General features: G+C 40.7%; 9 protein-coding genes and 1 rRNA gene. 2 read left to right on the top strand and 8 right to left on the bottom strand.

The genetic code is table 11. The annotated features are described in order from the left end of the window. Positions 1-273: ribosomal RNA gene (locus tag B157_RS0124010) — 16S ribosomal RNA — on the bottom strand; the annotation flags it as partial. A 202-nt stretch (positions 274-475) separates the two neighbouring features. Next, a complete protein-coding gene (gene pruA / locus B157_RS0124005; RefSeq protein ID WP_020605858.1) occupies positions 476-2,107 on the bottom strand; it encodes an L-glutamate gamma-semialdehyde dehydrogenase in 1,632 nt (543 codons plus the stop codon). Between the two features lie 141 nt (positions 2,108-2,248). Between pruA and thrC the strand changes: the two genes are divergently transcribed. Then, the gene (thrC, locus tag B157_RS0124000) at positions 2,249-3,559 is read left to right on the top strand and encodes a threonine synthase (protein ID WP_020605857.1); all 1,311 of its coding nucleotides are present in this window, start codon (positions 2,249-2,251) and stop codon (positions 3,557-3,559) included. Between the two features lie 60 nt (positions 3,560-3,619). Here the strand turns inward: thrC and B157_RS0123995 are convergent, their stop codons facing one another. The 5 genes from B157_RS0123995 to B157_RS0123975 form a co-directional block, all read right to left on the bottom strand. Beyond that, positions 3,620-5,539, bottom strand: coding sequence for a tetratricopeptide repeat protein (locus B157_RS0123995; RefSeq protein ID WP_020605856.1), 1,920 nt, complete (start codon positions 5,537-5,539; stop codon positions 3,620-3,622). 511 nt (positions 5,540-6,050) lie between these two features. Then, positions 6,051-6,932: a class I SAM-dependent methyltransferase gene (locus B157_RS0123990; RefSeq protein WP_020605855.1), complete on the bottom strand. Its 882-nt coding sequence runs from the start codon at positions 6,930-6,932 to the stop codon at positions 6,051-6,053. Between the two features lie 71 nt (positions 6,933-7,003). Further along, a complete protein-coding gene (gene mnmG / locus B157_RS0123985) occupies positions 7,004-8,863 on the bottom strand; it encodes a tRNA uridine-5-carboxymethylaminomethyl(34) synthesis enzyme MnmG (RefSeq protein ID WP_020605854.1) in 1,860 nt (619 codons plus the stop codon). 146 nt (positions 8,864-9,009) lie between these two features. Continuing rightward, complete coding sequence (locus B157_RS0123980) at positions 9,010-12,312, bottom strand: DUF4175 family protein (RefSeq protein ID WP_020605853.1); 3,303 nt, start codon at positions 12,310-12,312, stop codon at positions 9,010-9,012. 19 nt (positions 12,313-12,331) lie between these two features. Beyond that, positions 12,332-12,676, bottom strand: coding sequence for a hypothetical protein (locus B157_RS0123975; RefSeq protein WP_020605852.1), 345 nt, complete (start codon positions 12,674-12,676; stop codon positions 12,332-12,334). A gap of 161 nt (positions 12,677-12,837) precedes the next feature. Between B157_RS0123975 and B157_RS0123970 the strand changes: the two genes are divergently transcribed. Beyond that, on the top strand, positions 12,838-13,440 hold the full coding sequence (locus B157_RS0123970) for a ComF family protein (protein ID WP_020605851.1): 603 nt from the start codon (positions 12,838-12,840) through the stop codon (positions 13,438-13,440). A gap of 136 nt (positions 13,441-13,576) precedes the next feature. On the opposite strand, the gene B157_RS0123965 is transcribed toward B157_RS0123970, so the two are convergent. Beyond that, complete coding sequence (locus B157_RS0123965) at positions 13,577-14,833, bottom strand: SUMF1/EgtB/PvdO family nonheme iron enzyme (protein ID WP_020605850.1); 1,257 nt, start codon at positions 14,831-14,833, stop codon at positions 13,577-13,579. Positions 14,834-14,866: the final 33 nt, after the last annotated feature.

The raw sequence follows: 14,866 nt of genomic DNA, 5'->3' as shown, positions 1-14,866 counted from the left end.
TACTGATCATCGCCTTGGTGGGCCGTTACCCCCCCAACTAGCTAATCAGACGCAAGCCCCTCTTCTACCCATAAATGTTTACCAGAATAATCAGGTGATTCCTCTGGACCGTGCGGGTTTACCCCAGCTTTCGCCGGGCTATCCCCCAGTAGAAGGCAGGTTGCTTACGCGTTACGCACCCGTTTGCCACTAAGCATTGCTGCTCCGTTCGACTTGCATGTATTAGGCCTGCCGCTAGCGTTCATCCTGAGCCAGGATCAAACTCTCCATCGTAAATAATTGTGTGATTAACCGAAGTCAATCACGATGTTTATAGCCTTAATTAATGCTATTCTGTTAATGTCAATACGTCAAAGAACTGTTTCTCTTTCGAGATGGTGGCCAACCGCTGTTGGCCCTCCCTGTGTTTTGGGACTGCAAAGGTAAGAGTATCAACCTACCTTTCGCAAGCTTTTTCTCAACTTTTTTTTAAAATTTAGTCAGCCTGTAGAAATGGATATGTGTAATGTTTCGGCGACACAAATGTTTCTTTAATCGTTCTGGCTGATATCCAACGATATAAGTTTAGTGCGGAGCCAGCCTTGTCGTTGGTTCCCGAAGCCCTTGCTCCCCCAAATGGTTGTTGCCCTACGACTGCTCCTGTTGGTTTATCATTGATATAAAAGTTACCAGCCGCGTTTTGAAGCCTGTCGGTCACTAAATCGACTATGTATTTATCTCTGGCAAAGATTGATCCTGTAAGCGCATAGGGAGAAGTTGCATCCACAATATCTATGATGGAATCAAATTCCTCTGGCTCGTAGATATACACAGATAGTACGGGACCAAATATCTCTTCACACATCGTTCGATAGTTAGGGTCGCTTACCTGTAGCACGGTTGGCTCAATAAAATAGCCTACTGACCCATCGTAGTTCCCCCCCGCGACAATCTTTACTTTTTCGCTTCCTTTAGCTTCATCAATGTAAGCGGAAATTCTTTTGAATGCTCGCTCGTCAATAACCGCATTGATGAAGTTGGTGAAATCTTCGGTGCCACCCATTTTAATTTCTCCCAGAAACTCTTTTATCCTACTTTCAATGGCAGGCCAGAGTGTAGATGGAATATAAGCACGTGAAGCCGCTGAACATTTTTGCCCCTGATATTCAAAAGCTCCACGAACTAAGCCCGTTGCTACTTCATCGGCATTGGCTGATTCATGAACCAGTACAAAATCCTTACCTCCTGTTTCACCCACAATTCGTGGATAACTTTTGTACTTGTGGATATTGGCTCCAATGGTTGCCCATATTTTTTGAAAAACACCTGTGCTGCCCGTAAAATGAATGCCTGCGAAATCTTTGTGGTTGAATATTACGTCTCCGGCTACTGGTCCATCAACGTAGATTAAGTTAATTACGCCACCGGGTAAGCCAGCCTCCAGCAAAACTTCCATGATTATTTTGGCTGAGAGTATTTGAGAATAAGCTGGTTTCCAAACAACTGTGTTTCCCATCAGGGCAGCGGAAGTGGGTAGATTCCCAGCGATGGCCGTGAAGTTGAATGGTGTCAATGCAAAAACAAAACCCTCTAATGGTCGGTATTCCAATCGATTCCAGACACCTGGGGATGACTCTGGTTGTTGGCGATATATTTCATCAGCGTAATGAACGTTAAACCGCAGAAAGTCAATTAATTCACAAGCTGAATCTATTTCAGCCTGATAAACATTTTTTGACTGGCCAAGCATTGTTGCTGCATTAATTTGAGCACGGTATGGACCGGCGATCAAGTCAGCCGCTTTTAGAAATATACTGGCGCGGTGTTCCCACTTTAGATTAGCCCAGGCACTTTTTGCTGATAGAGCGGCCTCTATTGCCAGTTCAACATGGCTGGCATCTCCTTCATAAAAATAGCCTAAGGTATGTTTATGGTTGTGGGGTGGGGCAACACGTAGCTTATTTTGGGTCCGAACTTCGGTTTCTCCAATATACATTGGAATATCCGTTTCTTTCGCTCTAAAATCGGCTAACGCCTGTTCAATAACCTTACGTTCTGGAGACCCTACACGATACTCTTTTACGGGTTCGTTTACTGGTGTTGGCACTCTGAATATTCCTGTAGACATAATGAAGTGTTCTAGTTTTTACAAATTTACGGATTAGCCATACTATACGCTATTTCGCATTTGTTTTCTATAATTCATTCATTCCATTCCAATTCATTCGACTGATTTCCCGAACTTTGTATTGTCACTCTACTAATACTCATGCGCTTTTATAGTACGAATAATCCAGAGAAGACTGTTACTTCTGAGCAGGCATTGTTTAGAAGTATGCCTTTTGATAAGGGTTTATACATGCCTTCTCCTTTGCCCAATCTTGACCCTGATTTTTTCAATGCAATTGCATCACAGTCTTTAGCTGATATTGGTTTTGAGATTAGTAAGGCCCTTTTCGGCGACGAAATAAGTAAGACTGACCTGGAAGAATTGACGCATCAGGCATTTCCATTTGATACCCCATTGGTTGATTTACAGCCAGGTAAAACTGGAGTTCTGGAGTTGTTTCATGGTCCTTCGCTTGCGTTTAAAGACGTTGGTGCACGATATATGGCTGCGTTTATGTCTTACTATCTAAAAATTAGTGACAAAGAAGTTCATATTCTTGTAGCCACATCAGGTGATACCGGTGGCGCTGTTGCCATGGGTTTTCACAACGTACCGGGAATTAGAGTTTCAATTCTTTATCCCAGCGGGCGAATTAGCGATTTGCAGGAAAAACAGCTAACCACTCTGGGTGGTAATGTACAGGCTTTTGAGATAGAAGGCTCATTTGATGATTGTCAGGCTATCGTTAAAGAGGCCTTTATCGATACTGAACTTAACTCCCAGATTCCTCTTTCTTCAGCTAATTCCATCAATATATTCAGACTTATACCTCAGGGATTCTACTACGTCAAAGCGTATGGACAAGCTCGTAAATTTGGGAAGCCGATTGTTTTTTCAACGCCCAGTGGAAACTTTGGAAATTTGACTGCTGGTGTTATGGTTCAGAAGATGGGGTTACCAGTAGAACATTTCATTGCCTCTACAAACCTTAATGATATTGTTCCTAAGTACTTGGAAACGGGGAATTATCTTCCACGACCTTCTGTAGCAACTATTTCCAATGCTATGGATGTTGGAAGCCCGAGTAATTTCACCAGGCTTTCGTATTTATACAAGAATAATTATGAGCACTTTAGAGAAAATATTTCTGGCTACTTTTTTAGCGACGATGAAACTCGAATTGGCATAAAACAGATTTATAGTCAATACGACTATGTGGCTTGTCCACACACCGCTATTGGAATCATGGGATTGGAAGCGTATTCAAAAAAATCTAATAAAGATTATTTTGGCATTGCATTAGCAACTGCCCATCCATCCAAGTTTAAGCCATTGGTAGAAGAAGTTATTAGCCATTCAGTCGATGTTCCAGAACGGCTGGCTATGCTTTCTGAGAAAGAAAAGCATAGTATTAAAATTCCCGCTAACTATGAAGCTTTCAAGGATTCATTATTGCAGACCATAGTTTAACCAAAGGGGCTCCGTAATCAATCTAAATGATTACGGAGCCTCCTTCAAGCAGAGAGAAATTCAATTGACTGTATCGCCACGAAGTGTTCGGAATCGTTTCCGAGCTTCAGCGCCATAAATACTACCTGGATACTGGGTTAGTACTTTTTGGTATGCATCCATGGCTGCCTGTTTATCTTTTAGTCTCTCTTCATATATTTTTCCCTGAGTAAATTGAGCATCATCCCCTAATATGTCATTGGGATAAGTACTAATTATCTTCTTTAAATCATCCAACGCTTCGGCATTTTTGCCCTGCTTTAAGTAAGTATTCGCCCTCAGCCACAGCACCTCGTCTAAAATTGTATGGTCGGTATATGTTTTTAACATTCGATTAAGCGAATCTACCGCTTCATCCATCTTGTTCTGCAAGAGTAACAAATCAATCGAGGCATATTCCCGCATGGCTGCTTCAGTACTATCCATCCCCGTGTTGTCAACTATGAGCAAACTCAGCTGTTCGGCATCATTGGCAATTTCCCGTGAGGTCGCTAACTTTAAGACATCCAATAAGTCTTTCGCCACTGTAAACTCTCCTTTATAATAATGAAGTTTGGCGTTTTTCAGCTTTGCTTCATACCCTAACAGCTCTTCTTTCTGCGACTTTTCTACCTGTGAATAAAGTAACGTAGATTCCCATGGTTCCCCTTTCAATAGGTAAATGTCTCCTTTGTCGAGTTTGCAGCGATCAATAAAGTTCTTATCAGTTTTACCCAAATCAATGGCTAAATCCAATACAGTCAATGCTGTATCTTTACTGTCCAGATAATTTCCGTACAAATTAGCCGTGCTTCTTAATGCTTCCAGCGTTTTACTGTTCGTACCTATTTCCTGAAGCATCCGTTGATAGTCACCAATCAACTTTCTAATTTCAACTTTATCAATTGGGTATGTATTTTTGACCTCTTCCTCCCTTGCGCTGATAACTAATCTACGGGCAAATGGATAAAGTTGCCCCTGTGGATAAGTAGTACTAATGTACTCAAATGCCTCAGCCGCCGTCTTATATTCTTTATTGTTCATTGCCAGCATACCAAGATCATATATTCTGCTTCCATTCAACTTAAGCCGTTTATCTGTTGCTTTTTCCTGCAATAAAGCACGACTAAACTTTTGCTTTTGCACAAAATACCAGATTAACAGCTCGTTATAAGCTAACTCATTTGGCTCCTGCTGGATCTTGGCGTACAGAGCCTTTTCAACCAGCGGCTCATCTTTTGTGTTTAGGTACCCTTGCAGTGTAGCTAAGACAGTTTCTTTTTTATCCGCTTGCTTACTGGTCATTATTATTTCGTCAATAGCCTTTTCCGTTTGACCAGCGGCCCGATACAGTGTCATTAAATCCTCACTGTACGACGTTGGGTCTTTGCTGAGGGTTCTTGCCGTTTCAAGTGATTTAATCGCCCAGCGGGTCTCTCTTGCCTCGTTAAAGGCCACCGCCAGCTTTTCTAGCTTAGCTACTGATGATTTCCCTGATTTAATCGCTGCTGCGTACTGGCTGTTCGCTAACGTCGTGTCACCTTGTTGTGTGGCTATTTGGCCGGTCAAAACCTCATAGTAAAATTGATTTGGCTCATCGCTCCGAACCTGCTTTCGCAGATACTTCAGTGCCTCTTCGGTTTTATTGCTTTTCTCAAGACTCGTTACATATCGAACTAGCCTTGTCCAGGTCACTTCAGTCTTCAACAGTTTTACATATTCATTTGCCGCCTTCTCATATTCCCCGGCTTTATAGTATTCATCAGCAAGCGATGCTCCGGCCTGCCCCCAGGCAATGCCAATGGATAGCACCCATACTACAACAACAATGGTTTTTATCCTTATTAACATTATATATTTAGCTTTATTAAAAGAAACATTACTATAACTGTTATTCATGTGGATATGTGAACAAATAAGTTGTTCACTTCTAAGACTGTTCTTTGTGGATAAGATAAGCATCCAGGTATCAAACCATATCCTGATTATCCACTTGTAACGTACTCATTTTTAGGTAAATAACATGTTATCCACATTCTTTGCTACTAACTCTTGTGGATTTGTGTGTAACAGTTGTTAACATTTTTTGTTGGGGAAAATTTGTGAAGCAGATTGTGGTATGTATGCATTTTTCCACATTTATAAGCTCGCACAATTGACATGTGGATTACCTTAACGTTAATCCACATGGTTATTTGTTCTTGTAAACAAGTTTTCCACTTGGAAAATGAGCTTATGCACATTGTTATACACACAAAACTTTTACTTTTTTAATATTGAATTGACCTTTACCGAAAGAGCAAATTAAACGAAAATCCTACGCTGTTCAACAGATATCAGCATGAATTTAGATTTATGATGTCGACTCTTTACCAGAGCAAACGTGAGCAACCAAATATAGAGTTAAACCCTATGCTCATCGTGTCTTCCCATATATGATCTACAGGGATTCAGTTTTTGGATAAGCAACCAGTTAGAGTTTTTTTACTATATAAATAAGACTTGACGAGTTACCTGTTTTACGTGCTTTAGTGTTCGACAACATTCCTGCCTGAAGACTCTTTAGGTAATTTGTCCTGCCACTTTGATAACGTGTGCTTAACATGGCAATATAGAAACCATCAAACACCATTGGCTTCGTTTCAATTAGTTGAAGCTCATGCTTCCTAAATAGCTTTTCAATTGTCGGAGGTGTAAAATGGTACAAGTGGCGGGGAACGTCGTACGCTGCCCAACACTCTCTAAAATAATTTGCATCATATGAATTGGAATTTGGGACGGCTATTAGCAGTGTACCATTTGGAGCAAGTAACATTGAGAGCCTTTCAACAGCATCATTTAGATTAGGTATATGTTCCAGCACATGCCAAAGGGTAATAATGTCGAATGGTTCATCATTCGGTACCTCATTCAGATTTAGATGTATTTGAACCCTTAATTTTTCCTGAGCCAGAGTTCGGACAGTCGCATCTGTTTCTACACCTGTTATCTGCCAGCCATTACTTTTACAACTCTCCAGAAAAGATCCTGTACCACAACCGACATCCAGTAGTTTACCCTCTCCCCTATTTAGCTTTGTTATTAAGCGTATTTTAGAACCAAGCGTATAATTACGTACTATACGGTATATAGAATTTATAAGTCCACCACTTCTATCGTTGTGTGAAATATAGTTTTCCGATTTATAATAATTGCCGATTGATTTGTCGTCAGGACGGGGATTCGTTAGTCTAAACCCGCAACCACTACATTCCTGGATAACAAACTTCTCATTACTTACCAGGTAATCATTACATGTTAAATAAGGTTTAAATTCTTTATTATCACAAATAGGGCATTCAGTTACGGCTTCCAAATCAGAAAAATAAATTGAGTGAACAGATAAAATTTCTTCTTAACCTATACAAATGTTGGTACAACGCACACTTAACGACCCATGTAAACTAACAGAATAGACACGTCTGATGGGCTGACTCCACTTATTCTTGATGCCTGACCAATTGTTGTAGGCCGTGATTTTTTTAGTTTTTCCTTACCCTCAAAAGAGAGAGCTTTTAACAAGTCATAGTCAAAAGTTGGGTTAATTGACAGATTTTCCCATTTGTCTAACTTCTCGGCGTTCTGTTTTTCACGATTCAGATAGTCTTCATACTTTATCTCAATGACACTCTGTTCTATAATTTCATCATCAATTACTGGTCTCTCAACAACAATTCCAAGGAGAGATTTTACCTCCTCAAAACCTATTTCGGGTCGCTTTATTAACGTATAAAAACTACTCTTCTCACGTAATGGTGATGAACCTTTTTCGTTAAGCCAGCCATTAATTTCATCGGGCTGAATTTTGGTTTGTCGTATTACTTCGGTCAAGTGTTCTACACTATTACGTTTGGCTACCAATGTATCGTATCGTTCTTGTGATGCTAAGCCAATACCATAGCCTTTTTCGGTTAATCTTAAATCTGCGTTATCCTGGCGTAATAGAGTTCTGTATTCCGCTCTAGATGTAAACATACGATACGGTTCATCAGTACCCTTCGTAGTCAAATCATCAATCAATACACCGATATAAGCTTCTGATCTCTTCAATGTAAATTCACTTTCGTCATTGATTTTTCTATATGCATTTATCCCCGCTATCAGTCCTTGACAAGCAGCTTCTTCGTAGCCAGTTGTTCCGTTTATTTGACCAGCGAAGAATAGGTTGCTGACTAAATTCGTTTCCAGACTTTGTTTTAATTGTGTGGGTGGGAAAAAATCATATTCTACTGCATAGCCTGGGCGAAACATCTTTACATTTTCAAAACCTGGAATTTTACGTAAGGCATCATACTGAACGGATTCTGGTAAGGATGTAGAAAAACCATTAACATATACTTCTACCGTGTCCCATCCTTCGGGTTCTACAAATATTTGGTGTCGGTCTTTATCTGCAAACCTATTTATTTTGTCCTCTATAGACGGACAGTAACGAGGCCCTAATCCTTTAATTCGGCCAGTAAACATTGGTGATTTGTCGAATCCAACCTTCAGTTCGTCATGCACTGACTGATTTGTGTAGGTTATCCAACAGCTTCGTTGTTCGGTCAGTACTTGTGTATCTGAGAAAGAAAATTTACCGGGGTTTTCGTCACCCTTTTGTACTTCCATTAACTCGTAATTGAGACTTCGGCCGTCGACACGAGGTGGTGTTCCCGTCTTCATTCGTCCAGATTCGAAGCCCAATTCTACAAGTTGCTCTGTTAAACCAGTTGCAGCTCGTTCTGCTGTTCGCCCCCCTCCGAAGATTTTTTCCCCAATAAACATTTTTCCGTTAAGAAACGTACCGTTCGTTAGTACGACCGCTTTAGCAGAAAATTCAATACCCAAACCAGTTCGGACGCCCGCTACCCTCCCCTCTTTTACTACTACTTCATTTACTGTGTCTTGCCAGAAATCAACGTTCGTATTTGCTTCCAGTGCCTTTCGCCATTCCCACGCAAACAGGTTTCTATCAGTTTGACATCTAGGGCTCCACATGGCGGGACCCTTTGAGCGATTAAGCATACGGAACTGTATCATGCTTCTGTCACTGAGAATTCCTGACATTCCGCCCAACGCGTCGATTTCTCGCACAATTTGTCCTTTTGCTACACCACCCATCGCTGGATTACATGACATCTGCGCAATGGTTTGCATGTTCATTGTAATCAATAGAACCTTCGCCCCCATCACTGCTGCAGCGTTTGCAGCCTCGCATCCGGCATGTCCCGCGCCAACAACTATTATATCGTAGTTTAAATACATTTTATTAATTTTCTAAAATGTTTCACGTGGAAACTATTTGAAACGCTTTAATATTTATGAAGTATTAAAGCTGTAAGGATATTCTCTGAAACAAAAAAGACACTGACTTTAGTGCGAAGTCAGTGTCTTTTTACAAAAATGGGCTTTTACTTACTTACTTTTTGCAAATACTGGTTTGCTTCTTTCTTATAAAAAAGATTATAGCTAGGATTAACTGAGCGTAAAACCTCAACTTGCTTACTCTTTAGTTGAGAATCTGTAGAGTCGAAAAAAGCGGGAGTACTTGTCTTGGTTGACTTAGCTGTTTCTGCCTGACGCTTAGGGTCTTCTTCTTGTTGCTTGAGCGCTTTTTCGGACTCTAGCAAACGAGTTAGAATTTCATTCTGACGATTGATCGTATTTGGATTAATACGTTTATTAACAAGATCGGTTTCGGTTTCATCCATCTTATCCATCAGCTCTTTCACTTGTTTTTCCTGTTGTTTCCCTGCTTCAGTCCCCTTTGCATTTTCCTCGAGTTTCTTAAGCATCTGACGAATCATTGCCTGTTGTGCAGCCATTTGGGATAATTCTTCAGATAGTCCTCTACCCGACTTGCCACTCTTTTGGAGTTGCTGCATTTTTCCGTTCAATTGCTTTTGCATTTCACCCATTCCTTCTGGGTTCTCTCCTTTTTTGCTTCCCTTCCCTTTCCCAGGCATGGCCATGGCATTCATTTGCTGCTGCATATTCTTAAGTACATCACTCAACATCAACGCCAGGTTATTTATTGAAGTCATCGCAAATTGTTGCTTTGAGGATGCCATACTTAGTCGTCGATCACGCAGTTGCTGGACACTTTCATCCATGTAGGATTTCATATTTGTTAACTCCCTTGTGACGAAGGACTCAATTTGAACGACCCGACTAGCCAGGGCATTTAAGCTGTCCTCAATTATTTTAGCATCGTCCTGGAGTTTTAGCTGTTCTTGAGAAAGTTTAGTAACGCGCGGGTCCTGTAAACTCATTCCACGAAAATCCTTCATCACCCTCTCCTGCCCGAAAGATAACGTGATAAGATTGTCTAGGATATTTCGGAGATCATCCATGTTCTCCTGCATCTCTTCCATTTCAGTAGATTGCATAGACTCCTTCATCGCCTTGCTCATCGCCTTCATGGATTTAGCTGATTTCTTTTGTTTAGCTGCAGCTTGTTTGCCCTTATTACTTTTCATGCTTTTTGTGGCCTCTTCTAAACTTTTTTCAATTTCTTTCTGCTCGTTTTCAGCTGGATCGGGTTTATTCAAGTCATCTTTTTCCGCTTGTTTATTTAACTCATCCAACTGTTCCTGCGTATTTTTGAAATCCTCCTGCGACTTTTCCTGTTGCTGCTGTTGCTCTTGAGAGGTTTCATCTTTCTTGCTATTCTCTTCAGCCTGTTGTTCCAACTTCTCAGCTTGCTTCTCCAAACTTTCAGCAACATTATTGACCTTCTGTTCTAATTGCATTTGTTTAAAGAGTTTCAAGGCTCGATCCAAGTCTCGTTCCATATTCCGCTCTTTACGGCTCAGTTTGTCTAATAAGTCAGATGCTTTTTCATCCTGTTTTCGCTCCAAAAGCTGTTTTAACTGTTCATACAATTGCTTCGATTCAGGGTCAAGCAGGTCTTTAAAAAGCTTCTGAAGTTGTTCCAGCTTTTCCTGTATTGCCTGGTTTTTTTCAGCGAAGCGCTGCTGTGTATCATTAGTCTTTTGAAATTGCTCCTGAAGTTTTTGAACTTCCCGCATCAATTCCTCTCTTTTCTGTAGAATATCCTGAAGTTGCTTTTTATCCTGGAAATCGGAGGACTTTTTAGTTCGCATTCGATCTTCCATCTGGTTCAGTTCTTTCTTAATAACTTGTGTTTTGCTCAACGCATTGTCTATCTGCTCTTCTGTCTTTTCAGCAGATTTGTCAATTTGCTTCTGAACTTCGGTTGCAGATGGTATAACGAAATTCAATTGCTCTGAACGGCTTGACTTTGGGCCATTGACCCCATCGTTATCCCAGACCTGAACAAAGTATTCCAATTTGTCTTCCTCGTTCAGCTTAAGGCTGTCGAGATACCAGTTGTAGGTAAAGTTCTGTGAGGTTGTAGATTGATTGACAGGAATACTTTTGACGAACATTTGGGAATCTTTCCCATTCCTGTTGATTTTGTAATTAAGCCTGAGTTTAGAAATTCCATAGTCATCAGAAATCAATCCTGATAATGCTATGTAGTTGTAAGTTGTGGTATCCTGAATCCGGTTAACTGAAATTTGAGGAAAACGATCAGGAATAATTTGCACATTATACTTGATCAGGGAGGGGGTGGATATCTGACTATTTTTAAGAGAGACGGTGTAAATGGAATTTTGCATTAATCGTCTGTTCAAAACAAACTTGTTGTTTTCGATCAACCGCGCTACCATTGGTCTTGCTTCTGTGTTGAAACGAAGTAGTAGTGAATCGGTATGATCAGCGTCAAACTCCCAGTTTACCTGCGTTCCCTGTGGTACGAGTAGGTTTCCTACATTTGATAGTTGCTCATCTGACTTATTCAAATATGCAGGATAATTTAGCTTGACATTAAACGAAAGCACAGAAGGCCGGTCTAGTAATGCAATCGTATATTTAGTAGAGTTGAATCCAGAAGCTTCCAGGTAGAAATCCAGATTTCGTTGTATGTTATCAAAATTATAGGTGTACTTGTCTCCTGACTGATTGAGCTTGAAACGCGTACCATTCACCACTACATAAACCGCTTGTGGTAGTACATCGCCGGTAAGTTTTACGTTGAGTAAAAAATCCTCATTCCTAAATGCCTTTAGTGATTTGTTTTGGATATTGAATTTGAAGGGCGCTTCCTCAACGAACTCTTTATTGTAGTTAACAAGGCGAGTTGATGATTTGGTAAAGAAGGTAGGATTGACAATCAACACAATTAGAATAATTGCGAGGGGTGGAATTGCATATTTAAGAAATTCCCGGTTTCGGCTAATTTGAATAGCATTGGCAAATCTATTGATAAGCAATTGGTTTGAGCGCTGATTCAAACTTGCCTGTAACAAGTCATTTTGATCTGATGAGATGCGCTGGAGTTGCAACGTGTTCAGCAACTTATCCCCTATTTCAGGAAAAAACTGCCCGATTTGTTGCGCTGCTTCGTCATTTGATAGAGGTTTATTTAATCCATAAAGGCTCAGTAACGGACGCACTATCAGCAGATAAAGGCCAGTAATGACTGTTAGCAAAAAACCAAAAAGTAAAACTCCCCGGCCAAATGAATCAAATCGTCCAACAAATTCAGCTGTATTAATAAACAGGTAGGTACTACCAAGTAAGGCTGTGAAAAATAACCCGCCTTTTATCAACTGGTTCTGGAAATAACGTTTCTTGTATTCATCTATGCGTTGTAATAGCGCTGAATAAGCAGTTGATGATTGCATAGTAATTCAGGTTGAATAGTTAAACTTTAAGGTAATCAAAGTAAGATATTACATGCTCTTTTAGAAAATTTTCCTGTGCTAGCAGATCGTGATGAGGAATTGGTTTATCTAAAACCCAATGTGGCCAGCCATCTTTATCATAACCCTCAAAACAGTAGTAGCCTGATTGACTCAACACACTACAGACTCCAATATGCATTAGATCCTGTTTCGCTTCTTTAGAGAAACGTTTCGGTCCCTTACCTAATTCATGTACCCCAATTAAGAAAAGCACGGAGTTAAGATCAGTCGGCCGCTTCCCAACAAGCGACTTTAGGTTGTCAAGTAGCTCAATCCACAACTCGTCTATATTTTTTGCTTTCATACCGTCTATAAACAATTCTTCTTCCTAATTTACAATACAAACGAATAGAAATGATGTTTCGGTTTATACAATTATTAATATCAAGTTTCAGTGATCAGCTTTTTCCCTCCTTATGTCTCGGGTGTAGTCAATCATTAGAAACTAATGAGTCTTTCCTGTGCGTGTCCTGTAGAATAGCCCTCCCGGAAACAGGCCAGCACCGCGAACCTTACGACCATGACCTTCTCAATAAGTTTGCCGGAAAAGTGCCTGTAAAATTTATAGCCTCGTATTTGTATTTCAAAAAAGGTGGGATTGTCCAAAAGCTAATCCATCATATCAAGTACAAAAGACGAAAGGAAGTTGCGAAAGAGTTAGCGATCTGGTATGGGAATCAATTAACGATGGAGTGCAAACATATTGGTAATATAGATTTGATTATAGCTGTACCCTTACATAAAGATAGATTTAAACAGCGGGGATACAACCAATCTGAATGGATTGCAGATGGTTTAGCCGAGGCTCTACATATTCCCACTCATAACAACATTCTTTTCCGTACTAGCTTCCAGGAGTCACAGACGCACAAAAACAGGCTAGAACGTTGGGAAAATGTTATGTCTGTTTTCTCAGTTGAAAATTCGGATCTTGTTCGAGGTAAAAATGTGATGCTTGTCGACGATGTCTTAACAACAGGTGCTACTCTTGAATCATGCGCCAGGGAACTGATAAAATTTGGTTGTAAATCGATAAGTGTTTTGACCCTCGCAGTTACTGGCAGATGAAAATTTCAATCTTCTGGAAGGATGTACTCAATCTGTTTAATAGGTTTGGAATAAGCTCTGAAAAACTGAAGTGTCTTTAAAATAACAAGAGCGGCTATCCCATTTCGGATAGCCGCTCTTGTTATTTTAAAGACTGTTATTTGTTACGCCCGACACCAATCATAGCACACCGGAAACCAATCATGGCAGTAGCTGAATCTTGGTCCAGGAAACGGCGGGTACCAGGAGAAAGCCAATAAGCTACGTCATTCCATGATCCTCCTTTATAAACCCGAAGGCGGTCATCAATTAATGACTGTTTGTTCTTCGAATCGTAGTTCTTAGCCTCATCAAGGTAACCATTTCTACGAATAGGATTTAAGTCATTCACATCCTGATAAGATAATGGACGGTAAACGTCATACACCCACTCGTTGACGTTTCCTGCCATATTATACAGCCCAAAATCATTCGCAGGATAGGCATATATTTCAGCGGTGATAATGGCTCCATCGTTCGAGCGACCTGCAATTCCTGCATAGTCTCCGCGACCCCTCTTAAAGTTGGCTAGCATTTGGCCCTGCTTTCTGCCTTTCTTCGGATTTCGAACGGATGAACCATCCCACGGATATATTCGCTGATTGATTTGATTCTCGTCCATGTATTGCGTTCCAATCAATGCCTTTGCTGCGTACTCCCACTCTGCTTCTGTCGGTAGTCTGTAATCCGGTAAAACCATACCGCTTTCTAGACTGGGCTTGGCTGTTGTAGTAGTTGTGGCTTCAGCTAATGCTGGTTCCGCTTGTTTTTTGGACTTGCGTTTCAGAGAAAAACCACCCTTTTTCTTTTCACCACCGCCTTTTGCAAGTTCGTTGTTTACCGCATTTGACCGCCATACAGCGTAATCACTTGCCTGCACCCATGATACCCCTACTACAGGATAATATCGGAAAGCAGGATATCTTAGGTATTGAGTAACGTACGAGTCATTAAAGGAAAGTGGATTAGCCCAAACGGTTGTATCTGGTAATGCTGCTTTGACTACTTCCTCTGACGAATCACGCGTAATGGCATTAAGATACTCGAGATAGTGAACGTTTGCCATCTCTGTTTCATCCATATAAAAAGATTGGATGGAAACTGTCCGTTCGCGGTTATCACGGCTATTCATGACATCTTCCTCAAGTGCGCCCATAGTAAAGCGACCACCTTCAATGAAAACCAGGTTTGGACCAGCCTTTTGGCCGGCAAATTTCTTTACCTGAAAACCATCTTTCTCGTTATAAGCAATCCCTGTTGCAGTACTTTTCTTACCAGGCTGTACGCTTGTTGGGTGCTTTGGTTTACAAGCTGCCAGTGCTGCTGTTGCCAGAAGTACATAGGCCGCTTGTTGCAGGTGATACTTTTGAATCATTGCTTTATTCTATAAAAATACAGGTGCAAAAAT

Source organism: Spirosoma spitsbergense DSM 19989 (genome assembly GCF_000374085.1).
GTDB classification, from domain to species: domain Bacteria; phylum Bacteroidota; class Bacteroidia; order Cytophagales; family Spirosomataceae; genus Spirosoma; species Spirosoma spitsbergense.
The sequence above is the reverse complement of the archived record's forward strand: the minus strand, read 5'-3'. Positions and strand labels throughout refer to the sequence as shown.

Bases quoted from the DNA above. Each gene is read 5' to 3' on its own strand.
- mnmG (WP_020605854.1), bottom strand. From the start codon at position 8,863: ATGTATTTAAACTACGATATAATAGTTGTTGGCGCGGGACATGCCGGA.
- B157_RS0123975 (WP_020605852.1), bottom strand. From the start codon at position 12,676: ATGAAAGCAAAAAATATAGACGAGTTGTGGATTGAGCTACTTGACAAC.
- thrC (WP_020605857.1), top strand. From the start codon at position 2,249: ATGCGCTTTTATAGTACGAATAATCCAGAGAAGACTGTTACTTCTGAG.
- B157_RS0123995 (WP_020605856.1), bottom strand. From the start codon at position 5,539: ATGCTTATCTTATCCACAAAGAACAGTCTTAGAAGTGAACAACTTATT.
- B157_RS0123965 (WP_020605850.1), bottom strand. From the start codon at position 14,833: ATGATTCAAAAGTATCACCTGCAACAAGCGGCCTATGTACTTCTGGCA.
- B157_RS0123980 (WP_020605853.1), bottom strand. From the start codon at position 12,312: ATGCAATCATCAACTGCTTATTCAGCGCTATTACAACGCATAGATGAA.
- pruA (WP_020605858.1), bottom strand. From the start codon at position 2,107: ATGTCTACAGGAATATTCAGAGTGCCAACACCAGTAAACGAACCCGTA.